Source organism: Pusillimonas sp. (genome assembly GCF_029263785.1).
GTDB lineage: Bacteria > Pseudomonadota > Gammaproteobacteria > Burkholderiales > Burkholderiaceae_B > Pusillimonas.
This window is the reverse complement of sequence record NZ_JAJUFE010000035.1, coordinates 1-24,800: the sequence shown is the minus strand read 5'-3', so window position 1 is coordinate 24,800 and position 24,800 is coordinate 1. Positions and strand designations below refer to the sequence as shown.

Below are 24,800 nucleotides of genomic sequence, written 5' to 3'. Positions count from 1 at the left end.
GCAGTGCGTGATGACGAAGACGCCGCACGATCCAGCGGAGTCGATGTCAACAAGATCAAGTCGGTCGTGTTTCTGGTTAGTGCAGCCTTGACCGGGCTAGCTTCCGGCCTGTACTTCATGGATGTGGTCATCATCACGCCCAATTCGGCATTCTCGATTTCGTGGGCGGTGGTGATCGTGTTTGTGGTCGTGGCGGGGGGGATGGGGACGATATCCGGCCCTTTGATTGGGGCGGTGATATACATCATCATTGATCGTATCGTCGGAGCCGCCGCGGGCCATGGACAACTGGTGCTTGGAGCACTGTCTATCTTATTGATGCTCGTTGTTCCTCGCGGAGTCATGGGTGTCATTCAGGATCTCAGGCAGCCAGTCCGTGGCCGCAGGAAAGGCTCTCAATGGGCCAGGTTGCGCAGCCTGCTCCTGGGCGATAACCCCAAGGGTATTCGCGAAGCTCTAGGAGACCGTCCCGGCGTTGTTGCAGCCTACATGTTACCGGCCAGCCCGTTGTTGTTCCTCCAGCGCAACGAAGCCCGTTACGCCGAGCTTGCCCAAGCAGTCAATAAAGTTGCCAAAGAGCTCGAGGACCTCGCGCCGGACACGTTGGTAATCTATTCGACACGCTGGTACGCGGTGCTTGATCAGCTTTGGCAGGGCCGAAGCAGAATGAGCGGTTTACATGTCGACGAAAACTGGCATGAACTGGGAGAAATGCGCTTTGACTTGAGTACGGATGTTTCGATGGCGCGCGCGTGTGTCCGAAACGCCGAAAGCCTGGGCATTGCGTCCAAGCTCGTTGATTACGATGGCTTTCCTCTCGATTCTGCAACTGTCGCCGCTAATGCTCTCGTCAACCCGCGCAGCACTATCCCCACCGTGATCGTGGCAAATAATCTGTACCACGATTTTGATCGCACACGGGTATTGGGCTCCATCGTTGCAGAAGAGGCCGAGAAGCAAGGGAAACGGGTTGCAGTTCTGGTATTGGGCGGGCTTTCGGGTAGTGAATTCCGTGATGCACGGTCGTTTTCCGAGGATGACATTGCCAGCCCGCTGGACGATGAATGGAACCGCAGGATCCTCAAGTTGATTGAAGAGCGGGACGTAGACGCACTGCTTCGAGAGCTACCCATGTTTGTCTCGCAAGCTCGCGGCGACATGGGGTTCAAGCATTTGGCTTTCGCGCTGGGTGCTTTGGGTGGCCGTCTTGGTCTGGCCAAAGTATATGGCTATGGTCCGTTATACGGTAGCGGAGCGGCCGTGATTCGTCTGTTATAGGCAAGTGATGGCGCTACCCCCCGAACGCCTCGGGCAGCGCCAGATTGCCCTTGCTTACTTGTTCTTTACCAGCACGAAGTCATACTCTGAACGCCATTGCGCTTCGCCGCCGTCGAGTTTCTCGAACGGTGCCACCAGCGAGTGCTTGACCCCAAAAACGGCGTCAGAGGTAATGTATTTGTCTTCGCCCACAAAGGTGTGGGTGACGAGCTTTTGGTAACCGTCAGCGACGACCATGAAGTGCATGTGGGCGGGCCGGTAGGGGTGGCGCCCCAGGGCGGCCAGCATCTGGCCCACAGGGCCGTCATCAGGAATGGGGTACGACACAGGCTTGATACCGATGAAGCTGTACCTGCCATCGTCGCCGGTCACGAATACGCCGCGGTTGTTCCACTTGGGCTGGATATCGGGTTGCTGCACATCGTAATACCCGTCGGAGTTGTCGGACCAGACATCAATCCGAGCACCTGCAATTGGATTGCCTTCAAGGTCGAGCACACGACCTTCGAACAGACAGGTGTCACCTTTTCCGTCCAGGGTAATCTTGGAGCCCATAGGCAGCTCGGGTGCGCCTTCGACATGAAAAGGCCCGAATACCGTGTTTTCTGTGGCGCCTTCCGGGCGGCGGTTATTGATTGCATCGACCAGCATCGAGAAACCGAGCGCGTCGCTCAGCAGGATGAATTCCTGGCGTTCTTTGGTGCAGATCTGTCCGGTTCTTGTCAGGAAGTCGATAGCAAATTCCCATTCGGCCTGGGTAAGGTTGATGTCCTTCGCGAAGGCGTGCAGGTGCTTGATCAAGGACGTCATTACCTCTTTGAGGCGAGGGTTGATGTCATCGGCCATACGGCCATTCACGACGTCGACGGAGTCCTTCTCGCTGAAAAATGGGTATTCCATGGTTTTGTCTGCTCGTCAGGGTTGATGTGTGGATGCGTAGATAATCGCCGAGCCCTCATCTTGTGCGCAGGCGCTTGGGGTAGAGGAAGCAATTGGCAACAAACAGAAGAATACGACAAGCTGGCGCAAGGAGCCAGCAAGTGTTTGGCCCGCTTCCATTTAATTGGCACGGTTCGTGTGCTCCAGCTTTTAAAGCGCTTTATATCCCGCCCAAGGCGAGATATTTGAGCTCAAGATATTCGTCCAGACCGTGACTGGAGCCCTCGCGACCCAGGCCAGAATGCTTGATGCCGCCAAAGGGTGCCACTTCGGTCGAGATGAGCCCGGTATTGATTCCCACCATTCCGTATTCAAGCGCCTCGGAAACTCGCCAGATGCGAGCAAGGTCACGGCTATACAGATAAGAGGCAAGTCCGAACTGAGTGTTATTGGCCTGGGCGATGGCTTCTTCTTCTGTGTCGAACTTCATTAGCGCCGATACGGGACCAAAGATTTCCTCGTCCAGCAACTTCATGCCGGGGGCGACGTGGGTAAGGACTGTCGGCTGGTACCAGAGCCCACCAAGTTCGTGCTGACTTCCACCTGTCATCACACGGGCCCCTTTTGCTGTTGCATCGGACACAAGCTCGTGAACCTTGTCGAGCGCCTGCTGGTTGATCAGCGGCCCCTGCACGACGTCCTCGTCAAGCCCCGAGCCCACTTTCAAGGCTTCAGTCGCTTCGGTCAGTTTTTTCGCGAAGGTGTCGTAGATACCGCTTTGTACCAGGAAGCGATTGGTACAGACGCAGGTCTGACCCGTATTGCGGTACTTGGAAGCCACAGCGCCGGCGACCGCGGCATCAACGTCCGCATCATCAAACACAATAAAAGGGGCATTGCCGCCCAGCTCCAGCGACAGCTTCTTGAGGGTTCCAGCGCTTTGTGCCATCAAACGTCGCCCGATCTCGGTGGAACCGGTAAACGACAGTTTGCGGACGACATCGCTACGTGTCAGCGTTTCGCCAATAGGACCCGAATCGCCGGTAAGCACATTGAAAACGCCCGGAGGAACCCCCGCGCGGGCAGCGAGCTCGGCCAGTGCGAGGGCCGACAAGGGAGTGGCACTGGCGGGCTTCACGATCATGGTGCAGCCGGCCGCCAAAGCGGGGCCGGCCTTTCGGGTGATCATGGCCGATGGGAAGTTCCAGGGAGTAATGGCAGCGCAGACCCCTACCGCCTGCTTCAGCACGATCAGTCGTCGGTCGGGAAAAGGAGAGGGTATTACTTCGCCGTAGGCGCGTTTGCCTTCTTCGGCGAACCACTGGATAAACGATGCGGCATAGGCAATCTCGCCGCGCGATTCGGAAATTGGCTTGCCTTGCTCCAGTGTCATCAGGCGAGCCAGGTCTTCCTGGTTTTGCATCAGCAGTTCGTACCATCGATGCAGGATGGCGGCACGATCGGCCGCAGTGCGTGCCCGCCAGGCCGGTAGTGCCCGCTCGGCGGCCTGAATGGCCCGCTCGGTTTCGGCCTCGCCCATACGTGGCACTCGTCCAACCAACGCGCCGCTGGCCGGGTCGCTAACGTCGATACTTTCGCGAGAGTCGGCATTAATCCATTGACCATTGATGAAGCACTGGTTGCGCAACAGAAGTGGGTCATCAAGTTTGAGCGCAAGTTCCTGAACCATGGATTCCCTTGTTGTTTGTTCGCCGAGTTGCGGCTTGTCACGATTCCATTGTAGACCTCGCCGACCAGGATGATCCAAGGGCGGATGTCTGGCTGAAGGGGGTGAATCAGTGGTGGAACCTGGGGTCGTTGGGGTCGACGGGGTCGAAGTGAGTCATGACTTCAAGCACGGGTTCGTTTTCCATGACGCGCGCGCGGGCGCGAACGGCAATTTCATGCCCTTCGGCAATCGAGAGACTTCCGTCCATCTCGATGTCGACCTCGACCCAGATCATGTCCCCCAGCTTGCGGGTCTTCAGGTCGTGTATGCCCAATACCCCCGGAGTTGAAAGCAAATGTCCTCGGATACGGTTCTCGGTGTCGGTATCAACTGCGCGGTCCATCAAGTCGCCAAAGGAAGTGGAAAAGAACTTCCATCCCATGCGAAAGATCATGAGTCCGACCACGAGTGCTGCCAGGGGGTCTGCCAGCGTGAAACCAGCCAGGTTTGCGATGATGCCCAGCGCAACGACCAGGGAGGACGCGGCATCTGAGCGAGCATGCCAGGCGTTGGCGACCAGCATTGTTGACCGGATGCGTTGACCGACGCGCAGCATGTAGCGGAACAATGCCTCTTTACCCGCAAGGGCCATCAAGGCGACGACGAGTGCGGCCGGGTGCACTGGCTGCAGGCTCGAAGGGTCCTGCAGAAAGCCGAAAGCCTTCCAGAGCATGCCCGCACCCACCGACATCAGCAGGACCCCCAACACCATGGACGCTGCCGTTTCAAAGCGCAGATGTCCATACTGGTGATCGTCGTCGGGCGCCTTGCGGCTCTGGGCGTTGGCCGCCAGGACTACGCCGTCGGCCAGCAGATCAGACAGCGTGTGAATGGCGTCGGCGATCAACGCCTGCGAATGTGCAAACACCCCGACGATGATCTGCAGCAGGGTGAGCAACAGATTCGTGGCGACACTGACCAGGGTGGCAGTGCGTCCTGCTCGATGACGTACGGGGTCGAGCCCGTTCTGCATTATGAAACGCGCATGCCGGGCTGTGCGCCAGGCCATGGCTCGAGAATGTAGATTCCGGGGTGGGAGGCCTCGTCGGCGTGACTGGCCGCCAGCACCATTCCTTCGGAAACTCCGAACCGCATCTTGCGTGGTGCCAGGTTGGCTACCAGTACCGTCAGCTTACCTACAAGGTCTTCCGGCTTGTAGGCCGACTTGATTCCCGAGAACACCTGGCGCAGGCGGCCTTCGCCCGCATCGAGCGTCAGGCGCAGCAGCTTGTCCGAACCTTCGACGGCTTCGCAGGCTTCGATTCGCGCAATTCGCAAATCGACTTTGGCAAAGTCCTTGAAATCGATGATTTCGGCAATCGCTTCGCCACCTGGCGTCGGCACTTCAGGTGCCGGGGGTTCGAACAGCTCATCCAGCATGGCGGGCTCGACGCGTTGCATAAGGTGCTTGAACTTCTGAATGCGTGTCGGCAGGGTCGTCGCATCTTGCCAGCGATACGGTGATTCATCTTCGAAAAGTTCGCGGGCGACACGATCAGTCAGGCCGGGAAGCACGGGCGTCAACATGACGGTCAGCGCCTTGAAGCCGGCCAGGGCCCGGGAGCAGATGTCCTGCAGCTGAACCCGGCGTTCGTCGTCAGGGGTAATGCCTTTGGCCAGCACCCATGGCTGTGCCGCATCGAACGCCTGATTCACCGTGTCGGCATAGGCCATCAATCGGCGAATGGCGCGACCGTATTCCCGCGCCTCGAAATCCGCGCGGACCTGTTCGGTGGCGGCGGAGATATCGCTGGCAAGGGCGGTGACGTCGCCTGCATATCCAAGCTGTCCATCAAAGAACTTGCTGATGAAGTTGGCGGCGCGGCTGGCAATATTGACGTATTTGCCGATAAGGTCGCTGTTTACACGTGCCACAAAGTCGTCAGGATTGAAGTCGATGTCTTCAACGTGAGAGTTCAGTTTTGCCGCGATGTAATAGCGTAACCATTCGGGGTTCATGCCGATTTCCAGGTAGCGGATGGGCGAGATGCCCGTGCCGCGACTCTTGGACATTTTTTCGCCACTGACCGTGATGAAGCCGTGTACGTGCAGTCCATCCGGCGTCTTGCGGCCCGAAAACTTGAGCATGGCCGGCCAGAACAGGGCGTGGAAATAAACGATGTCCTTACCGATGAAGTGCACTTGTTCAGTGTCGCCGTTGGGGTCCAGCAATGCGTCGAAATCCAGACCTTGCTTGTTGCAGTACGCCTTGAACGACGCCAGATAGCCCACCGGGGCGTCCAGCCATACATAGAAGTATTTGCCGGGAGCATCCGGAATCTCAATTCCGAAGTACGGTGCATCGCGCGAGATGTCCCAATCGTTCAGATTGGCTTCTGCGCCGTCTTCGCTCGTTCCCAGCCATTCGCGAGTCTTGGCCAGCACCTCGGATTGCAGTCGTTTCTGGCCACGACGGTTAGTGCCGGTGGTCCACTCTTGCAGGAACTGCACGCAGCGCGGATCGGACAGCTTGAAGAAAAAGTGCTCGGAAGACTTGAGTACGGGCTTTGCCTTTGTGAGTGTGGAATAAGGCTCTATCAGGTCGGTAGGCGCATACACCGCTCCGCAGGATTCGCAGGAATCTCCGTATTGGTCTTTGGCATGGCAGGTCGGGCATTCGCCCTTGATGTATCGATCGGGCAGGAACATGCCCTTGACCGGATCGTAGAACTGCTCGACGTTGCGCGAGCTGATGAACCCAGCCGCCTTCAGGCTTTTGTATATATCTTGAGACAGCTCGACGTTTTCGGGCGAGTCGGTGGAATGCCAGTGGTCAAACTTGATCTGAAAGCCGTCGAGGTATCGGGGTCGCTCTGCCGCATATCGGGCAACCAGCTCTTGGGGCGAAATGCCTTCGGCTTCGGCCTTGAGCATGATCGGCGCCCCATGGGCGTCGTCGGCACCGACAAAATGCACCGTGTGCCCCGCCATCCGCATGGATCGGACCCAGATGTCGGCCTGGATGTATTCCATAATGTGACCGATGTGGAAAGAGCCGTTGGCGTAGGGTAGGGCGGTAGTGACAAATATCGTGCGCGACATGAACAATGGGTAAGAAAAAGTAATGGACCAGGCCCGGAAAGGCATGGATATGCACAATAGAACGGCCCTGGCGCGCAGGCACGCGCCAGGGCCGTTCTATTGTAATGAATCGCCGGGCGTTTAGTGGGAGGTGAACGGGACCCTATGGAATTTCACGCATCTTGACGTCGACGACGTCCTCTTTGCGAAAGCTGGGAGTGCGGCTGTTGGGCTTGCGACGCTGGTCCCAATAGGCACGGACCCCAAAGGGCCGGCCTTTGATACGGGCGACAATGTACAGCACGCCGATTGCGATGGCCGTGGACACCATGAAGATGAAGGCCATGGCCATCCCGCATACCGCCAGGATGATAAATAAAATGCCGCGGAGGATTTGTGAGAGTGTATTCATATCGGTGTGTATGACAGCCGATGCAGAAAATAATTCCCCGATCCGCTATTCTTGAGGTTCGCGTCGAGAGTTATTTTTTACAGGGCATGAAAATGAGCACTACTTCTGAGCGAGTCAGCGCGGCACTGGCCGACGTCATTGATCCCGCGACCAAACGAAAGCTGGGGCCGGCGACCATCAAGAACAGCACAGTGCAACTGAACGGAAGTCAACTAGATCTTACTTTAGCGCTTGATTACCCTTTATACAACGACCCGGCCGAATTACGGAAACAGCTTGAAACGGCTATGCAGGCGGTAGGCGTTAATATCAGCAGCCTCCAGTTCACCAAGCATATACAGACTCATGCCGTGCAGCCGGGCCTGAAGCCCCTTCCCAATATCCGGAACATCATTGCCGTCGCCTCAGGCAAGGGGGGAGTCGGCAAAAGTACTACGTCGGTCAACCTGGCTTTGGCGCTTAGTGCGCAAGGCGCCAGCGTTGGCCTTCTGGATGCCGATATTTATGGTCCCAGCGTTCCGATCATGCTGGGAGTATCGGGCAAACCCAAGAGCCTCGACAACAAATCGATGGAGCCCCTCGAAGGGCACGGCCTGCAAGCCAACTCTATCGGGTTTCTAATTGACCAGGACGCCCCTGCCATCTGGCGCGGGCCAATGGTCAGTCAGGCACTCGAGCAGCTGTTGCGCCAGACCAATTGGCGCGACCTCGATTACCTTATCGTCGACATGCCCCCGGGTACCGGCGATATTGCCCTGACGCTTTCCCAGAAAGTACCGCTTACTGGCGCGGTCATTGTGACTACCCCGCAAGATCTGGCGTTGGCGGATGCTCGCAAGGGCTTGCGCATGTTTCAGAAGGTCGATGTCCCGGTGCTGGGTATTGTCGAAAATATGTCAGTGCACATTTGTTCGAATTGTGGTCATGCGGAACCGATCTTCGGGCAGCATGGGGGTCGGGACATGGCTGCCGAATACCATTTGCCCTGGCTCGGAGCCTTGCCACTGGCGATGGATATCCGGCAGCAAACCGATTCAGGCAATCCCACCGTGGTGGCTGACCCCGAAGGTCCCGTCGCGCGGATTTACCACGATATTGCGCACAAGGTCGCACTGCAGGTTGCAGCGCTTCCGCGTGATTTCTCAGCCAAAATGCCCACCGTCGTTGCCAGGCACTGATATTTCGCTCATCAATGCGTCTTGCGATCGCGTCCACCGTGTTGTTCCTGGGGCTCATGCAGCAAGCGCTGGCGGCTCCTCCCGAAGTCACGATCGATCCCGGCGGGGTACCACCGGAAGCACTGCAGTCCATTATGGGGGCGGTGGGGGCCATTACGCGGTTGGCCGATGACCAGGACGGTGGCGAGGTCACGCGATTGCGGCGCCGCGCGCGTGACGCCACTTTGTCAGCTCTTGAAACGCAGGGCTATTTTTCCGCTGTCGTCAATCTCGAAGTCGGTTCGGACATAGTAGGCGAGACCTGGGACATCACCATCGATCCAGGCCCGCGCACGCGCGTAAATTCGGTTGATCTGGATTTTTCGGGCCAGATTTCCACGCCCGAGTTTGCAGCAAGGGTAAACGCCTTGCGAGAAGCCTGGCCATTGACCCAGGACATGCCTTTCGTAAATGAAAACTGGAACCGTGCCAAGTCAGGGCTTATCGACAGCGTCAGTCGCAAGGATTTCTATCTGGCTCGGGTGACTTCGTCGCAAGCCACGGTTGTTGCTGACGAAGCGCAGGCTGATCTGCATGTAGCGGTAGACAGCGGCCCTCGCGTGCGAATGGGCGAGCTGCAGGTATATGGCTTGCGGCGGGTGCCACGAAAGCTGATAGACCGCTACGTGAAGTACACACCAGGTGATCCCTACGACCAGGATCTGCTTGATGAGTGGCAACAGGCCCTGGATGCGACCTCCTTCTTTCGAGGCGCCTTTGTGCGCCTGGACGATGATACCCAGCACCGGACAACCCGCCCTGACGGTGAAGTCGAAATGCCCTTGGCCGTGCGAGTCACAGAAGCCCCGGCGCGGCGTGTTTCCGGTTCGTTGGGGGTGGATAGTGATAACGGCGTACGCATAGAAGGCCTGTACCGACAGAACGTTGTCTTTGGCCAGCCTGTCTGGATCGAGACGGGTTTCGGCGTCGACCGGCGGCGCCAGCGTGCTTTTTACGACGTGCATTTTGCGCCGACTGAGCGGGGGTATAACGACAGCGTGGGTGTGCTCTACAACCATTCCGATATCGAGGGCCTGGACAACACCCGGTATGGACTGGGCTGGAAGCGCTCTCAAGAGCGTAAGGCCGCGGGCGACAGTCGCGTCGAATTTGAAACGCACTGGGGCTTGATCGCCGCGCATGACCGGACGCGCATTGAGGGAGCTGAGAGCTATACGGTGCCTTCGCTGGTGGGCACCTGGCAGTGGCTGCGCCGGGACGTCAATGACAAGTACGATCCTCGCGAAGGCAACCTGGTTGATTTCGGCTTGGGCGCAGGTGTAACCCTTGATAGGGGCGAGCCGTTTTATCGGGCGAGTATCCGAGGGCAGAAGTGGTGGCCGGTTGGCGAGCGCGACCAACTTACCGTTCGGGCAGAGGTCGGCAAGGTCTGGACCGATACCACCCGTTTGCCGGAAGACTTTGGATTTCGCACGGGCGGGGCACGAACCATCCGGGGCTACCGCTTTCAAAGCATAGGCCTGCAACGGGGTGAGGCAATTATCGGGGCGCCGGCGCTGGCAGTCTTGAGCGTCGAGTACACCCGCTACTTTACCGAGACCATTGGCATGGCCATGTTTGTCGACGTGGGCGACGCCGCCGAGTCGTTCAAGGATATGGATTGGGCATTCGGTTACGGCCTGGGTGCACGTGTTCGGACCCCTGCCGGACCTTTTGGTATCGATGTGGCCTACGGGCAGCGTGACCGGCGGTTGCGCCTGCACTTCTCGCTGGGGATCGCATTTTGAGAGGGTTTATACGCTGGTGCCTGCTGTGGCTGACTCCGGGGCTAGTACTGCTGCTGGTGTTGGTTTGCGCCTTTGCCGCCTGGGTTGTCGGGTCCGAGCCGGGCACCCGCTGGGCCTTGCGTACTGCCATTTCTCAGGTCGACGGACGTATCGCGCGGATCGATGGAACTATCTGGCGCGGCCTCAAGGTTGGGGAGCTGAGCATTGATCTTCCGGCAGCAGATATTCGCATCAATGATCTTGAGCTGCAGGTCCAGTGGCGAGACTTGCTGGATTACCGTCGCCTGCACGCGACAAATCTTTCTGTGGGTCTGCTTGACCTCGATGTGTTGAAGGATGCAGAAGATGAGCCCCGCGGCGAGCCCTTCTCGATGCCGGCCATACCTTTTCGCATTGCCCTTGACCGCGTTTATTTAGGCGCGCTTGACCTCAAGCTGGACGGCGAGCCCTTGTTGCTCGACGTGCGTGACCTGCAGGCGGCGCTTTCCCTGACCGAACGCGAAGGCCAACTGGTCTTCCAGAATTTGAATCTGGGACGCGATGGGATATTGGCGGATATCGAAGGCGAATTCCGTTTGCTCGAACTTGCCGATCCATGGCCTCTGGCCCTGCATATCCAGACACGTGCTCACACCGAAGAGCCGGATTCTCCATTGTGCTTGCGACACTTTATGCCGGAACTGCCCAAGTCTCAGGGCGCTACGCATCCCGTCACGGACGTCGCCGGCCTCAGTTCGGCCTGCGCCCTGGATCTGACCATCAATGCCACGGGGAGCCTGGATGACCTGGCTGTTCACCTGATAGGCGAGGGGCAAGACCTGAATCTTGATCTCAAGGCCCAGTTGGCGCCGCGGGCGGGTTTTCCTCTCAAGCAGGGCCAGCTGGATCTGGCGCTGGCGGATGGGTCGACACTTCAGGCGGATGTCGCCTGGGATATGGTGGAGCGTGAGGGGCTTGCCCAAGACCACGTGACAGGTTGGGTGAATGCCAACAGGCTGAACTTTCAACTGCTGGCCGGCCAAGCTGTACCGCCGGGGATGTTGTCGGCCAAACTCGATTTCGATGCGCATCTGCTGGATCATCGGGAGCCATTGTCGGCGACAGTTCATCTGGATATCCAGCCCGAGTCACGCTGGAATGAGCAGACCTTGTCCGGTACGGTGCATGGCACCCTCGTAAACGACGCTCCTCAGGGGAAGCGGCCTGATGAACTGGCGGCTGGTACTCTCTGGCAGAGTTTGCGGCTGCCCGAGCTCAAGCTCGACCTCAGGGTCGGGCAGCACTCCGTCAAGGCTGAAGGTTCCTTGGGGGATCCAGGAAGCCGGATAGATATTGACGCCAACGTGGCGCAACTGGCTCAGCTCTGGCCGGGGCTTCCGGGCGGTGTAGTGGCGAACGGATGGCTGGGGGGCACGCTGCCTGAACACGAGCTGGACCTTCGCGCCAATTACCGCCCGGACGAAACCATTGAGAACAGGCCGGGTAGTGCTCCTATAGACGCGCATCTGGCCTTGCACGGCGGCTGGGGACAATTGGAGTCCGTTGCCGGGCGAGAAGGCTGGCGCGGCAGGCTGGTGGAACTCGAGGTCACTCACGCGGGTCTTGGTCTGGATCTGGGGGCGCCCATGGAGTTGTCCTTTGCGCCCGGGGTGGCTGGCACTGTCGCGGCTATCGAGCCGGCTGTCGTCTCCGGCGACGAGACAAACGTCGGGGTAAAGACACAGCCCACTGACGCATCAGAGGTACAGCACAGCGATGTATCAGAAGTGCAGCCCAGCGATGTATCAACAGATCGATTTGCGCAAGACTGGTTCATGCGCTTTGGGCCCACTTCAGTAACCCTTCGCTTGCCTTCCGGCAGCGAAGCCGAAGTGACTCATGAGCGCAGCAGTGTGGGACCGGGGCGATGGGAGACTCGCGGAGGTGTGGACAGGTTGGTGGTTTCCCGACCCATCGTCAAGGAGCTGCAGGCTCTGGTTCTGACCGGCCCTGATGATTCTCGTGGTCGTGTGATCGTCGCCGGCGACGATGGTTACTCCACGGTCGAGATCGTGTTCGACGCTGACTGGGATCTGCGCTTTACAGGTGCTCTTGCGGGCACCGTCGAATTGCGTCGCATGTCGGGCGATTTCATCGTTCCGGCCGAGCCCGAATTTCCCTTGGGCCTTCAGCAAATGGATCTGGTCGTAACCGCCACACCGGCAGGTCCAGCCGCAAGCCGTATCAATGCCAGTATTGATATCACTACCGAGAAAATGGGCGGGGTCAAAGGGTCGGGCACGGCCATTTTGCGAACGTCCCCGCAAGGCGGGTGGGTAGTGGACGCAACGCCCCGAAGCTTCAATTTGCTCGCCGATATCAATGATATGAGCTGGGTCAGCCTGTTCACCGGCGATCTGATGGATATCGGCGGCGTCTTGCAAGCCGATGTTCAGGGCAACGCACGTGCCGACGGCACCTGGCAAGCCCAGGGCACGGTGACGGGGCGCGAAATACGCGTCGTGAGAATTGATGATGGCGTGCGCCTGCTCGATGGCGAACTGGCAGCCCGGCTTGAAGGCGATCGCTTCATACTCGAGAAGCTGAGATTTCCTGCGCGACTTCGTGTCACGCCGGACGAATGGCGAACCGCCGAATGGGTCTCGACCAACCCTGACGCCAAGGACGGCCATCTGACCATCAGCGGAAGCTGGCTGCTGAGCGAATCGATTGGGGCCGTCGATATCGACCTGTATCGCTACCCCATTGTGCAACGCTCTGATCGTTACGCGATGGTTACCGGCAAGTTGACCGTCGACGCACCGTTGCCGGTGTTTTCACTTTCGGGAGAGCTGGTTGCGGACGCGGGATGGATTGACCTGGACATGCTAAGCAGTGTTCCAACTCTTGACAGCGACGTAGTCGTGATCCGGTCAGGGGGGCGTGCGCCCAAACAAAGCGCCCCCATGGACGTGAATCTGGACCTTTCCATTGATCTTGGCCCGCGTTTCTATATCACGGGCTATGGTGTGAACTCGGGGCTGGTGGGCAAGATGCGCCTGCTGATGCACGAAGGGCGGCTCACTGCCGAAGGCGCATTGCGTACCCGAGGGGGCGCGATTGAAATTTATGGCCAGCGTGTGCAGTTGAGGCGAGGCACGATTACTTTCCAGGGCGATGTCACCAATCCGGTGCTCAATATCGAGGCGCTGCGCACTGGTGGCGCCGTCGAAGCCGGAGTGCGCGTTGCCGGTACGGCAAAACGGCCGCGTATCGACCTGGTCTCCTATCCGGAAGTCAGCGACGTGCAGAAACTGTCCTGGCTGTTGCTCGGGCGCGGGCCAGATGACTCCGGTGGTGACGCAGCCTTGCTGTTCTCGGTGGGCACGTCGTTCTTGGGAGACGGCGAACCCTTTTATCGCAAGTTTGGCATCGACGAGCTGACGATGCGGTCCGGCGAACTGGGCAGCACTGGCAGCATCCTTCCCGTTGAAAGCGTGGTGCGCGGGCTCGACAGCGGCACAAGCAATATAGAAAACCAGTTCATCGTGGCAAGCCGGCGCCTGACTGAAGGGATCACGGCCAGTATCGAGCAGGCCTTGTCCGATACGGGTACAGTAGGTCGACTCAGCTATCGGCTGGCGCGTGGGCTCTCGGCGCAGCTGAGTGTGGGCACGGTCAATGGTTTAGCCCTGATCTATCGCACATTTTTCATGGATTGAACCTTTTGCGGCCGGCGTGCGCCCGCGGGCCCCGGCGACGGGATAAAATAGGCGCCCTCGTTATAAGGGATTGGGCAATGGGTATAAAAAGTGATCGTTGGATACGGGAAACGGCCGCAAAGCACGGCATGATCGAGCCATTTGAGCCGGGTCAGGTGCGGCAGGCCTCCGATGGTTCGCGCATTGTCAGCTATGGCACCAGCAGTTATGGTTATGACGTGCGTTGCGCAGACGAATTCAAGATCTTCACGAATATCAATTCCACTATCGTCGATCCCAAGGCGTTCGACGAAAAATCCTTCGTTGATTTTCAGGGTGATGTCTGCATCATCCCGCCGAACTCGTTCGCGCTGGCACGTACGGTCGAGTATTTCCGCATCCCTCGCAGCGTCCTTACCATCTGCCTGGGTAAAAGCACGTATGCCCGTTGCGGCATCATTGTGAACGTCACGCCACTGGAACCCGAATGGGAAGGCCACGTCACGCTCGAGTTTTCCAATACCACACCTTTACCCGCAAAAATTTATGCGGGAGAAGGTTGCGCGCAAATGCTGTTCTTTGATGGCGACGAGGTTTGCGAAACCTCGTATCGTGATCGAGGGGGCAAGTATCAGGGGCAGCAAGGAGTCACCTTGCCGCGCACCTAGCGCCAAAGGCGATGCTGCTGCCTCTGCAGTGTCCAGCCCGTGTGGTTCGTTTCAACAGGCTCCAGGGAGTCACAGCATGAAATTCCGTTTCCCCATCGTCATCATTGATGAAGACTATCGCGCCGAGAACACGTCGGGGCTTGGCATACGCGCCCTGGCGGCGGCCATCGAGGCCGAAGGCGTTGAGGTGCTGGGTGTCACCAGCTATGGTGATCTCAGCTCTTTCGCCCAGCAGCAAAGCCGCGCGAGTGCGTTCATTTTGTCGATTGACGATGAGGAATTCGACGTCGATTCTCCCGAGGACGTCGCCAACGCCATCAAGAATCTGCGTTCCTTCATTGGCGAGCTGCGTTTTCGTAACGAAGACATTCCCATCTATCTGTATGGCGAGACGCGAACGTCTCAACATATCCCCAACGACATACTGCGCGAGCTGCACGGCTTCATTCACATGTTCGAGGACACCCCCGAATTTGTGGCGCGACACATCATTCGCGAAGCCCGGGCATATCTCGACGGCCTCGCGCCTCCGTTTTTCCGTGAGCTCGTGAAGTACGCTTCGGACGGCTCGTATTCGTGGCACTGTCCGGGGCACTCGGGCGGGGTGGCTTTCCTGAAGAGCCCGGTCGGGCAGATGTTTCACCAGTTCTTCGGTGAGAACATGTTGCGGGCCGACGTGTGCAACGCCGTAGACGAGCTGGGCCAACTGCTTGATCACACCGGCCCGGTGGCCGAGTCTGAACTCAACGCCGCGCGTATCTTCAACGCAGATCACTGTTTCTTCGTGACCAACGGCACGTCCACCTCGAACAAGATTGTGTGGCATGCGAACGTGGCGGCAGATGACGTGGTGGTGGTTGACCGAAACTGTCACAAGTCGATATTGCACGCCATTACCATGACAGGCGCCATCCCCGTCTTCCTGCGGCCTACACGAAACCACCTTGGCATCATCGGCCCCATACCTCTTGAGGAGTTCGAGCCCGAAAGCATACGTGCCAAAATCGAGGCTCATCCCTTCAAGGACCGCATCAAGAACAAGAAGCCCCGCATTCTTACCATCACGCAAAGTACTTACGACGGCGTCAGCTACAACGTCGAAATGATCAAGGAAAAGCTGGGTTCCGAGATCGACACCCTGCATTTTGACGAAGCGTGGATTCCACATGCGGCGTTCCACGAGTACTACAAGGACATGCACGCCATTGGCAAGAACCGTCCGCGCAGCAAGGACGCGATGGTGTTCGCAACCCATTCGACGCACAAGCTGCTGGCAGGCCTGTCGCAGGCTTCGCAGATCACGGTGCAAGATTCCGAGACCCGCAAGCTGGACCGCAACGTGTTCAACGAAGCATTCCTCATGCACACGTCCACGTCGCCGCAGTACGCCATCATCGCCTCGTGCGACGTGGCGGCGGCCATGATGGAGCCCCCGGGCGGTACGGCACTGGTCGAAGAAAGCATCAGCGAAGCCATGGACTTTCGACGCGCCATGCGCAAGGTTGAGTCCGAGTTCGGCAAGAACGATTGGTGGTTCAAGGTGTGGGGACCGAAGCGTCTGGCACCTGAAGGCATCGGACACCGTGACGACTGGATGCTCGAGCCCAACGGAGAATGGCATGGCTTTGGTCCATTGGCGCCGGGCTTCAATATGCTCGACCCCATCAAGGCGACTGTCATCACCCCGGGCCTTGATATTTCGGGGACATTCGCAGACACGGGCATACCAGCGGCATTGGTGTCCAAATACCTGGCCGAGCACGGGGTCGTCATCGAAAAGACCGGCTTGTACTCGTTCTTTATCATGTTCACCATCGGCATTACCAAAGGCCGCTGGAACACCTTGCTGACAGCATTGCAGCAATTCAAGGACGACTACGATCGCAATCATCCGATGTGGCGGATTCTGCCGGACTTTTGCAAGGAGCATCCGCGTTACGAGCGTATGGGTCTGCGAGATCTCTGCCAGCAGATTCACGAAGCATACCGCGCTCACGATGTAGCCAGACTCACTACCGAGATGTATTTGTCGGACATGATCCCTGCGCTCAAACCGTCAGATGCGTACGCAAAGATGGCGCATCGCGAAGTCGAACGCGTCACCATCGACGAACTCGAAGGTCGTGTCACGGGCGTATTGCTTACGCCTTATCCCCCGGGGATCCCTTTGCTGATTCCGGGCGAGCGCTTCAATGACCGCATTGTGCATTACCTGCAGTTTGTCCGTGAGTTCAACTCCCGGTTCCCGGGCTTTGAGACTTACGTTCACGGTCTTGCCGAAGATATCGGACCCGATTCGCAGCCGCGTTACTACGTGGACTGCATCAAGGAAGACGACAAGGCGTGACGGCCGGCAAGGTTTTCGATGTCGCCATTATCGGTGCCGGCGCCGCCGGCATGATGGCGGCTTCAGTCGCGGGCCAGCGAGGCCTTCGCGTCGTGCTGGTCGATCATGCCGAGCGGCTCGCCGAAAAAATCCGTATCTCGGGAGGCGGGCGCTGCAACTTTACCAATATAGGTACGACGCCTGCACAGTTCATTTCGCAGAACCCCAATTTCTGTCGTTCGGCGCTGGCAGGCTATACGCCGCGTGACTTCATCGATTTGGTCGAGCGTCATGGTATTGGCTGGCACGAGAAGCATCGTGGCCAATTGTTCTGCGATGGCTCCAGTGAAGAAATCATCGAGATGTTGCGCCAGGAGTGTAAGGCAGGGCGTGTCAGCTGGCGCATGCCTTGCCGGGTAGACGAAATTCGTCGCGATGCCGAGGTCTTCTTCTTGACGGGGCCGGAAGGGCCCATCAAGACCCGGCAACTGGTGCTGGCGACGGGAGGCATGGCAATACCGCAGTTGGGCGCCACCGACTTTGCCTTGAAAGTAGCTCGCCAATTTGGCCTTAAAGTGGTAGAGCCCAGACCCGCGCTTGTGCCGCTTACTTTCGATGCCGGGCAGTGGAAGCCATTTGCGGCCTTGAGCGGGGTATCGCTGGAAGTGATGGTGCGTTGTGGCACAGGCAAGACGAAAGCCGCATTTCTTGAAGACCTGCTCTTTACTCATCGAGGCCTGTCAGGACCGGCCATTCTTCAGATCTCCAGTTACTGGAACCCGGGGGAACCCATTCAAATCGACCTGGCGCCCGACCAGGACCTGGAGAATGCTTTGCTGCAGGCCAAGCCAGGCAATCGGCAGAAGCTTGAAACCGCTTTGGCGACGATCTGGCCCAAGAGGTTGGCAGAGCAATGGCTTGCCACGGCGAGCGGTCAGCCCGGTTCGATGCGAATGGCCGACATCCCCGACCGCATATTGCGTCAGCTCGCAGCAAGCATCCATGATTGGCGTCTGACCCCTACCGGCACGGCCGGGTATCGCAAGGCCGAGGTGATGCGTGGCGGCGTCAATACGCGCGATCTGGATCAAAAGACCATGCAAGCCAAGAATGTGCCAGGGCTATATTTTATCGGCGAGGCAGTGGACGTGACAGGCTGGCTGGGCGGATATAACTTTCAGTGGGCCTGGGCATCGGGAGTTGCCTGTGGTCGCGCGTTAAGCGCCTGCTGAGGCAAGTGGTGTTGCACGCCACAGATCTGGGACCAGTGCTGCCAGGGAATCTCCGTTTCACCATCCAGGCAAGGTTGGCTGCCAATGCTTTCTGGATTGCACGGACGATTCAAGTTATGCTCCTGAAAATCACCCACACGAAACAAAGAGGTTCCCTATGAGTCAGCCGGATGATCGCAAATACACGCCTTCGCATGAATGGGTTAAGGCCGATGGCGAAGTCTTTATGGTCGGTATCACCGACAACGCGCAAGATCAGCTCGGCGACCTCGTTTTTGTGGGCGATTTCAAGGTCGGGGCCCAGCTGAAGGCGGGCGAAACTGCCGGTGTGGTCGAGTCCGTCAAGGCTGCGTCAGACATTTATGCTCCGGTAGCGGGCGAGATTACAGAGTTCAACGATGCACTCGAGAATGAGCCCGAACTTATCAATCAGGCGCCGTTCCAAACCTGGATCTTCAAAATCCGACCCACCAACCCCACGGATGTCGACGCACTCCTGGACGCCAACGGATACCAAAGCGTGGTCGATTCCGACTAAGGGTCCTGGCCAAGCGCCTGCGTTGAGCCATGAGCCGACGCACTACCTTCCGCTTTGTACGTGGGCTTGCGCCCCACGCAGTTCTCCTTGTGATCGCGGCCCTGACATATGGGCTAGTCCCCGCTGTGGCAAGCGCTGAGCCATTGGAAGACACCGACTCCGGACAGCTGCATCTGGACTTCCAGGTCGGCGCAGGAGCCTATTACAGCCAGCGCAACTACCAGCAGTCGGCTACCCAGACAGAAGGGACTTCAAGCTGGCAAGAAGGTTATGTGAAGCTCGGATTGAGCGGGAAACGCAAACTGGCTGCGGGCAGCGAGTTTTATGCGACGGTCTCGGCGCTAAGCAAGCGTACCTTCGGAGACGGCGATCCGGCCGGCTGGACAACCCGGCAGGACCACGGCGCGGCCTTATCGGAAGCCTATGTAGGCTGGCGATCGGGCGATATGTTTCCAGCGCTGGGGAAAGACGGTGTTCACTTCACGGCCGGACGACGGCGCCTGTTCGTGGGCGACGGCTTTCTTATAGCCAAGGACGGGCTGAGCCTGGGCCGGGATTATGCCGGCGGGGCCTATGATCGCGGTGGCGTCTACTATCTGGCTCCCGAGAACTCCTTTGCCCAGACTGCCGCCTTGCGACTGGGTGGCGAGCAGGGGCTGGTCAGCGAATTCATGTGGCTCAAATCACATAACCCTGGCCAGGCGCGCCCGGAGTTCGCGGTAGTCAGCCTGATGGGAAAGTCGTTGCGCAACCTGATAGGTATCAGCTACATCGAAGTGCTGGACACCGACAAGGCACTGGACGCGAAGCAACGAAAAGGAGTCAGGACTTATAGCGTTCGCACCCAAGGTGACATGGGGGTCAAGAACCTGTTTGTCTCAGCCGAATTTGCCCATCAACGAAGGCACTCGGGTAATGAGCGCGCCTGGTATGGCGAAGTGGGCTGGACCTTCGATGATCTTCCGGGCAAGCCGAGCGTCAACTATCGCTACAGCTATTTCTCAGACCGTTTCGACCCTTTGCTATATGGAAATGTGCGTGGCTTGGGGACTTGGGTGCAGGGTGAACTGGCGGGCAACTACGCCGGGCCGTTCAACAGCAATACAAAGGTTCACCATATCAATTTCAAGGCCACACCCGCTGAAAATTTCAGCGTCGGCCTGCTCGCCTATCGCTTCAGCTCATTGAACAAATCCATCGGTCGGCTGGACGGCTACGAAATTGATTTATACGCGGAATGGATCGTTGACCGCTTCTATGTGATGCCGGCTATCGGCTGGTACAAGCCAAGATATGATTCGGCCAACGGCGGATCGCAGATCGGCACCACAAAAGGCAATTTGTGGGGGATGCTGCTGGTGACCTATACCTTTTGATCCATTTATGCCCCTCGTAAATGTGGGCACAGCAACAGCCGTCAGGCTACTGCCTTCAATGCATCGCTAAGGGTGTCGAAAATCTGGTCGATCTGGCTTTCGCTGATTATCAGTGACGGAGACACTGCCAGCGTATCGCCGGTATAGCGCAATAGCACGCCTCGCTCGTAGCAGGCTTGAAATACTTCTGCCGCCCTGGCACCTGCTGCCCCTTCTCGTGCCTGTAGCTCGATGCCGGCAACGAGTCCGATGTTTCGGATGTCGATGACATGGGGCACGCCCCTTAATGAATGCGCCGCTTGCTCAAAGTAGGGCTCTAGCCGAGCCGCTCGTTCGAATAACTGCTCACGCTCGTAAATGTCGAGCGTTGCCTGGATCGCGGCCGCGGCCAGCGGATGGCCGGAGTAGGTGTAACCGTGGAAAAGCTCGATGCTGTCAGCCGAGTGTTCCACGATAGAGTCGTAGACCTGACGCTGTACCGCCACTGCACCACACGGTACGGCCGCATTGCTGATGCCCTTGGCAAGAGTCAAAAGATCGGGAGTGACTCCGAATCGTTGGCTCGCGGTTGCCGCGCTCAGGCGACCGAAGGCGGTAATGACTTCATCGAATATCAGCAAAATGCCGTGCTTTTGCGTGATGGCCCGCAGCTTCTCAAGATAACCCAGGGGCGGAATCAGGACGCCCGCCGAACCAGCCATTGGTTCAACAATGACCGCAGCTATTGTCGAAGGGTCGTGCAGGACGACAAGCCGTTCCAGCTCGTCGGCAAGGTGGGAGCCCCATTGGGGCTGTCCACGCGAATATGCGTTGTGCTCGAGGTTATGTGTATGGGGCAAATGATCTACCGAGGGAAGCAGTGCGCCCGAGTACACCTTTCGATTTGCAGTGATGCCCCCGACCGAGATGCCGCCAAAGCCTACACCGTGGTAGCCGCGCTCGCGGCCAATAAACCGTGTGCGCTGGCCTTCGCCCCGACTGCGATGGTAGGCCAGGGCGATCTTCAGGGCGGTATCGACTGACTCGGAGCCGGAGTTCGTAAAGAAGATCCGATCCATTTGCGCCGGCATGATGCGTGACAGAGCGGTGGCCGCTTCAAAAGCCTCGGGATGGCCCATCTGGAAGCCAGGCGCATAATCGAGTTGCGTGGCCTGCCGTGTAATGGCCTCGATGATTTCCTTTCGCCCATGGCCCGCGTTTACACACCACAGCCCGGCCATGCCATCAAGAATCTTTCTGCCGTGTACATCCGTGTAAAACATGCCTTCGGCGCAAGCCAGCAAGCGGGGATTTTGCTTGAACTGTCTGTTGGCAGTGAATGGCATCCACAAGTGGGAAAGGTCGGGCTGGGCGACAGGCAGGCGACGGTACGAGACAAAGTCGTAACGATAGCCGTTTTCCTCGGGCTGGGGCAGGCGTTCGTGTTCCTGCCAGACACCGGAAGGCAGGGGTGGGACGTGCACGTCGCCGTCTACTTCGGCGTGTATTTCGGTGGCGATGATTTCATGTGCTATTGGAAGCGCTTCGGCAAAGATCTGGGCTCCGCCTATTACGCACACCGATTCGGAATCGCTGCAGGCGGCCAGGGCGTCAGCCAACGACGTAAAGACCTGTGCGCCTTGCGCCGTGTAGTTGGTGTCGCGACTGATTACCAGGTTGGGTCGCCCGGGCAAAGGCCGCCCCAACGATTCCCAGGTCTTGCGACCCATGATGATGGGCTGGCCCATGGTAGAGCGCTTGAAATGCGCCAGATCTTTGGGAAGGCGCCAGGGAAGATCATTGTCGCGGCCAATCACGCGGTTGCTGGAGTAGGCGACGACCAGCTTTATGTGGGGCTGTGCCATAGTGAATGTGCGCCTCAAACGGCGACAGGTGCCTTGATGTGCGGGTGGAACTGATAGTCGAGAATTTCGAAATCTTCGTACTCGTACTCGAACAGGCTGGCCGGCTTGCGCTTGATGTTGAGACGCGGATACGGATAGGGCTTGCGTGACAGTTGCAATTCGACCTGTTCGAAATGGTTGCTGTACAGATGGCAGTCACCGCCGGTCCAGATGAAGTCGCCTACGTCGAGATCGCATTGGTGTGCAACGAGATGAGTAAGCAGCGCATAACTGGCGATATTAAAGGGCACACCCAAAAATATATCCGCGCTGCGCTGGTACAGCTGACACGAGAGCTTTCCTTCAGCCACATAAAACTGAAAGAATGCGTGGCACGGCGGCAGCGCCATATTGGGGATGTCCGCCACGTTCCAGGCCGATACAATCAGGCGGCGAGAGTCAGGGTTTTGGCGAATCTGCTGCAGCACTTGCGAGATCTGATCGATATGTTGCCCGTTGGGAGCAGGCCACGAGCGCCACTGCACTCCGTAAACCGGTCCCAGATCGCCGTTTGCGTCAGCCCACTCGTCCCAGATGCTGACGCCGCGCTCTTGTAGCCAGCGGACATTGGAGTCACCACGCAAGAACCAGAGCAGCTCGATGAAGATGCTTTTGGTGTGCAGTTTTTTGGTGGTGACCAGGGGGAAGCCTTCGCTCAGATCGAAACGCATCTGGTGCCCGAACACTGACCGAGTCCCGGTTCCGGTGCGGTCGGTCTTGGTGACTCCGTGTTCGTACACGTGGCGCATTAGATCTTCGTACTGTTGCATGGTGCTCGCTGGGAAACGGTTGTAGGTACGACACCCGACTGTTGTTGTGGTTGCAGTCAGGCTTCCTGGATGGTTACCGAATGCGTGATGTCGGCGGTTTTGGCCAGCATGGCGGTGGCCGAGCAATATTTTTCGTGCGAGAGCTTGACCGCCCGCTCGACGGCGGTCTCCGGCAAGCCGGAGCCTGTCACCGTGAAGGCAAAGTGTATTTTGGTAAACACCTTGGGGTCGGTTTCGGCCCGCTCTGCCTGCAGCTTGACCTGACAGTTGGTGACTTTGTGGCGTCCGCGCTTGAGTATCAGCACGACATCATATGCTGCACAGCCGCCGGCACCTGACAGCATGAGCTCCATCGGGCGTGGTGCCAGGTTATGGCCGCCGCCCTCGGGGGCGCCATCCATGGTGGTTACGTGTCCGCTGCCCGTGCGCGCAATAAAGAGCATGCCCTCCGGGCCGCCCCAATCGATAGTGCATTCCATATTCGTGTGTCTGTCGTGTGTGGTCGAACGAGAACCGGCAAAATCACCTGTTCCCACGGCATCAATGATAGCGCAAGCCACATACGAGCCGGGCGACGTAAGGCAGGGCGTGAGTCTTTTCAACAGGCAAGGTTGTGCGCCGTGTTGTGCGGCTGTTCAGGAATTTTTATATCATGACCCAATACTTGGCTGTTTCGTGCCACGCATGCCTCGAATCGGCTTTCAGGAAACAAGGAGAATGACATGGCGAATTCGCGCGCAATCGAGACCGGACCTGACGCAGCGGCCCCGTTGCCAAGGAAAATGCGAGGGCTTGATGCAGTATTGGCCGAGGCAGGCCGCGCCCTGCAGGTGCTGGCCGGAGCGGCGCAGGCTGGTCGGCCCAATCCCGCCGGTAGTTTACGCGGCGAGTCGTCTTTATCAGATGCCGAGCGACGCCACGCTGCGGGTCTCATGCGTGTCAATCATGTGGGCGAAGTTTGTGCGCAGGCGCTGTACCGCGGTCAGGCCATGATGTGTGACGATCCCGCTACACGCAAATTGTTGCTGGATGCAGCTTCTGAAGAAGTCGATCATCTTGCATGGTGTCGCGAGCGACTCGACGAGCTGCAGAGTCGCCCCAGTTATCTGAACCCGTTCTGGTATGCCGGCTCGTTTGCCCTGGGGCTGGCCGCCGGCCGGGCAGGCACGGCGCGGAACCTCGGCTTCATGGCCGAGACCGAAGCCCAGGTCGAACAGCACCTGGACGGACACTTGACTCAACTTCCGGCCGGCGATGAAAGATCACGGCGCATCGTGGAGCAAATGCGAACCGATGAGATCGGACATCGCACCACAGCCCAGCGCGAGGGCGCCCAGCGCCTGCCGCTGCCGATCCGGCTTGGCATGCGCGTGATGTCGAAAGTCATGACGACCACGGCTTATCGCATTTAGCCGTCCTGGCGCCCTGTGCCGGTTAGTCCGGATCTGCGTTCTTGAGTTCGGTTCGCGCGACGCGAACAGTGTTGTACAGAGGGCACCCGGGTTGACAGGAAGCTTCCCGGGGCATGCGGTGTGGTTTATTTGTAAGGAATTTGCCACACTGATTCGTTTGCACTTGCTATTCGGGTTTCCCCTAGGTATACTGCAGTTGTGTCGGCAAGAGATCGGCCAAAAGGTTGGAATTAAAGCATGGCAGGAGTCAGAAAATTCAGCCAACTGCTTTAAATACAACAGGTTCCAAAAATTTCTTGCATTGCACAAATTTATTGAATACAATTTAGTTATCGGATGTTGAAACGCGATTGTAGAGGTAAACCCTTAACAAAAGCTCCAATCGCGTAGGCTCAGTCAGTAATGGCTTAGCAGCCCGACATGCCAAGGTTGTCTCCTCCACCCTCCTCCTTTGGTGGATTTAGCCCGAGATCTTACGATCTCGGGCTTTTTTTTTGTGCGCCCAGCATGGGCGCACTCCTGCGGGTGCAAGTCCCGCCATAAGTTGATCACAGCGAATGAAGTGAAGCGCAACTGCACAAGGGCGACCGAGTGTGGGAAGGAAGCGTGGAACGTAAGCTGCGAGCCGATG

At 58.2% G+C, this 24,800-nt stretch carries 18 protein-coding genes and 1 pseudogene; 10 read left to right on the top strand and 9 right to left on the bottom strand.

Going from position 1 to position 24,800, the window contains the following annotated elements; all coding sequences use genetic code 11:
* Window positions 1-1,278 (top strand): hypothetical protein (locus tag Q1J88_RS09340; RefSeq protein ID WP_301117374.1); only part of this gene is annotated, 1,278 nt, incomplete at its 5' end.
* A 54-nt stretch (window positions 1,279-1,332) separates the two neighbouring features.
* On the opposite strand, the gene Q1J88_RS09335 is transcribed toward Q1J88_RS09340, so the two are convergent.
* The 5 genes from Q1J88_RS09335 to Q1J88_RS09315 all read right to left on the bottom strand — a co-directional run bounded on the left by Q1J88_RS09335 (window position 1,333) and on the right by Q1J88_RS09315 (window position 7,319).
* A complete protein-coding gene (locus Q1J88_RS09335; RefSeq protein ID WP_301117373.1) occupies window positions 1,333-2,178 on the bottom strand; it encodes an intradiol ring-cleavage dioxygenase in 846 nt (281 codons plus the stop codon).
* A 199-nt stretch (window positions 2,179-2,377) separates the two neighbouring features.
* Window positions 2,378-3,847: an NAD-dependent succinate-semialdehyde dehydrogenase gene (locus Q1J88_RS09330; protein WP_301117372.1), complete on the bottom strand. Its 1,470-nt coding sequence runs from the start codon at window positions 3,845-3,847 to the stop codon at window positions 2,378-2,380.
* A 106-nt stretch (window positions 3,848-3,953) separates the two neighbouring features.
* Window positions 3,954-4,859: a cation diffusion facilitator family transporter gene (locus Q1J88_RS09325; protein ID WP_301117371.1), complete on the bottom strand. Its 906-nt coding sequence runs from the start codon at window positions 4,857-4,859 to the stop codon at window positions 3,954-3,956.
* Window positions 4,859-6,928: a methionine--tRNA ligase gene (gene metG, locus Q1J88_RS09320; protein ID WP_301117370.1), complete on the bottom strand. Its 2,070-nt coding sequence runs from the start codon at window positions 6,926-6,928 to the stop codon at window positions 4,859-4,861. The genes Q1J88_RS09325 and metG overlap by 1 nt, the downstream gene beginning before the upstream one ends.
* 142 nt (window positions 6,929-7,070) lie before the next feature.
* Window positions 7,071-7,319, bottom strand: coding sequence for a hypothetical protein (locus Q1J88_RS09315; RefSeq protein ID WP_301117369.1), 249 nt, complete (start codon window positions 7,317-7,319; stop codon window positions 7,071-7,073).
* Window positions 7,320-7,411: 92 nt separating this feature from the next.
* Between Q1J88_RS09315 and apbC the strand changes: the two genes are divergently transcribed.
* The 8 genes from apbC (at window position 7,412) to Q1J88_RS09275 (ending at window position 20,104) form a co-directional block, all read left to right on the top strand.
* Window positions 7,412-8,497 (top strand): iron-sulfur cluster carrier protein ApbC, encoded by a 1,086-nt coding sequence (apbC, locus tag Q1J88_RS09310; RefSeq protein WP_301117368.1) that lies wholly within the window; start codon window positions 7,412-7,414, stop codon window positions 8,495-8,497.
* A 14-nt stretch (window positions 8,498-8,511) separates the two neighbouring features.
* A complete protein-coding gene (locus Q1J88_RS09305) occupies window positions 8,512-10,284 on the top strand; it encodes a BamA/TamA family outer membrane protein (protein WP_301117367.1) in 1,773 nt (590 codons plus the stop codon).
* Entirely contained in the window at window positions 10,281-13,985 is a 3,705-nt protein-coding gene (locus tag Q1J88_RS09300) for a translocation/assembly module TamB domain-containing protein (protein ID WP_301117366.1), read from the top strand. The genes Q1J88_RS09305 and Q1J88_RS09300 overlap by 4 nt, the downstream gene beginning before the upstream one ends.
* Before the next feature lie 77 nt (window positions 13,986-14,062).
* On the top strand, window positions 14,063-14,632 hold the full coding sequence (dcd, locus tag Q1J88_RS09295) for a dCTP deaminase (protein ID WP_301117365.1): 570 nt from the start codon (window positions 14,063-14,065) through the stop codon (window positions 14,630-14,632).
* 76 nt (window positions 14,633-14,708) lie between these two features.
* A complete protein-coding gene (locus Q1J88_RS09290) occupies window positions 14,709-16,979 on the top strand; it encodes an arginine/lysine/ornithine decarboxylase (protein WP_301117364.1) in 2,271 nt (756 codons plus the stop codon).
* A complete protein-coding gene (locus Q1J88_RS09285) occupies window positions 16,976-18,190 on the top strand; it encodes an NAD(P)/FAD-dependent oxidoreductase (RefSeq protein WP_301117363.1) in 1,215 nt (404 codons plus the stop codon). The genes Q1J88_RS09290 and Q1J88_RS09285 overlap by 4 nt, the downstream gene beginning before the upstream one ends.
* Before the next feature lie 157 nt (window positions 18,191-18,347).
* Window positions 18,348-18,728, top strand: coding sequence for a glycine cleavage system protein GcvH (gene gcvH / locus Q1J88_RS09280; RefSeq protein WP_301117362.1), 381 nt, complete (start codon window positions 18,348-18,350; stop codon window positions 18,726-18,728).
* A gap of 29 nt (window positions 18,729-18,757) precedes the next feature.
* Window positions 18,758-20,104: a hypothetical protein gene (locus tag Q1J88_RS09275; RefSeq protein ID WP_301117361.1), complete on the top strand. Its 1,347-nt coding sequence runs from the start codon at window positions 18,758-18,760 to the stop codon at window positions 20,102-20,104.
* Window positions 20,105-20,145: 41 nt separating this feature from the next.
* Here the strand turns inward: Q1J88_RS09275 and Q1J88_RS09270 are convergent, their stop codons facing one another.
* From Q1J88_RS09270 to Q1J88_RS09255, 4 genes and pseudogenes are all read right to left on the bottom strand, one after another.
* On the bottom strand, window positions 20,146-21,429 hold the full coding sequence (locus Q1J88_RS09270) for an aspartate aminotransferase family protein (protein ID WP_301117377.1): 1,284 nt from the start codon (window positions 21,427-21,429) through the stop codon (window positions 20,146-20,148).
* A gap of 48 nt (window positions 21,430-21,477) precedes the next feature.
* Window positions 21,478-21,948, bottom strand: a pseudogene (locus Q1J88_RS09265) (dihydrofolate reductase); the annotation flags it as partial.
* 14 nt (window positions 21,949-21,962) lie between these two features.
* Window positions 21,963-22,757, bottom strand: coding sequence for a thymidylate synthase (locus Q1J88_RS09260; protein WP_301117360.1), 795 nt, complete (start codon window positions 22,755-22,757; stop codon window positions 21,963-21,965).
* Window positions 22,758-22,813: 56 nt separating this feature from the next.
* The gene (locus Q1J88_RS09255; protein WP_301117359.1) at window positions 22,814-23,236 is read right to left on the bottom strand and encodes an OsmC family protein; all 423 of its coding nucleotides are present in this window, start codon (window positions 23,234-23,236) and stop codon (window positions 22,814-22,816) included.
* 303 nt (window positions 23,237-23,539) lie between these two features.
* Between Q1J88_RS09255 and coq7 the strand changes: the two genes are divergently transcribed.
* Window positions 23,540-24,169, top strand: a complete 630-nt coding sequence (gene coq7, locus Q1J88_RS09250) for a 2-polyprenyl-3-methyl-6-methoxy-1,4-benzoquinone monooxygenase (RefSeq protein ID WP_301117375.1) — start codon at window positions 23,540-23,542, stop codon at window positions 24,167-24,169.
* Window positions 24,170-24,800 lie beyond the last annotated feature (631 nt).

Excerpts from the sequence above, each read along its gene's own strand:
- Q1J88_RS09325 (WP_301117371.1), bottom strand. The coding sequence starts at position 4,859 with ATGCAGAACGGGCTCGACCCCGTACGTCATCGAGCAGGACGCACTGCC.
- coq7 (WP_301117375.1), top strand. The coding sequence starts at position 23,540 with ATGCGAGGGCTTGATGCAGTATTGGCCGAGGCAGGCCGCGCCCTGCAG.
- Q1J88_RS09275 (WP_301117361.1), top strand. The coding sequence starts at position 18,758 with ATGAGCCGACGCACTACCTTCCGCTTTGTACGTGGGCTTGCGCCCCAC.
- Q1J88_RS09315 (WP_301117369.1), bottom strand. The coding sequence starts at position 7,319 with ATGAATACACTCTCACAAATCCTCCGCGGCATTTTATTTATCATCCTG.
- Q1J88_RS09255 (WP_301117359.1), bottom strand. The coding sequence starts at position 23,236 with ATGGAATGCACTATCGATTGGGGCGGCCCGGAGGGCATGCTCTTTATT.
- Q1J88_RS09260 (WP_301117360.1), bottom strand. The coding sequence starts at position 22,757 with ATGCAACAGTACGAAGATCTAATGCGCCACGTGTACGAACACGGAGTC.
- dcd (WP_301117365.1), top strand. The coding sequence starts at position 14,063 with ATGGGTATAAAAAGTGATCGTTGGATACGGGAAACGGCCGCAAAGCAC.
- apbC (WP_301117368.1), top strand. The coding sequence starts at position 7,412 with ATGAGCACTACTTCTGAGCGAGTCAGCGCGGCACTGGCCGACGTCATT.
- Q1J88_RS09270 (WP_301117377.1), bottom strand. The coding sequence starts at position 21,429 with ATGCCATTCACTGCCAACAGACAGTTCAAGCAAAATCCCCGCTTGCTG.
- Q1J88_RS09290 (WP_301117364.1), top strand. The coding sequence starts at position 14,709 with ATGAAATTCCGTTTCCCCATCGTCATCATTGATGAAGACTATCGCGCC.
- metG (WP_301117370.1), bottom strand. The coding sequence starts at position 6,928 with ATGTCGCGCACGATATTTGTCACTACCGCCCTACCCTACGCCAACGGC.
- Q1J88_RS09330 (WP_301117372.1), bottom strand. The coding sequence starts at position 3,847 with ATGGTTCAGGAACTTGCGCTCAAACTTGATGACCCACTTCTGTTGCGC.
- gcvH (WP_301117362.1), top strand. The coding sequence starts at position 18,348 with ATGAGTCAGCCGGATGATCGCAAATACACGCCTTCGCATGAATGGGTT.
- Q1J88_RS09305 (WP_301117367.1), top strand. The coding sequence starts at position 8,512 with ATGCGTCTTGCGATCGCGTCCACCGTGTTGTTCCTGGGGCTCATGCAG.
- Q1J88_RS09335 (WP_301117373.1), bottom strand. The coding sequence starts at position 2,178 with ATGGAATACCCATTTTTCAGCGAGAAGGACTCCGTCGACGTCGTGAAT.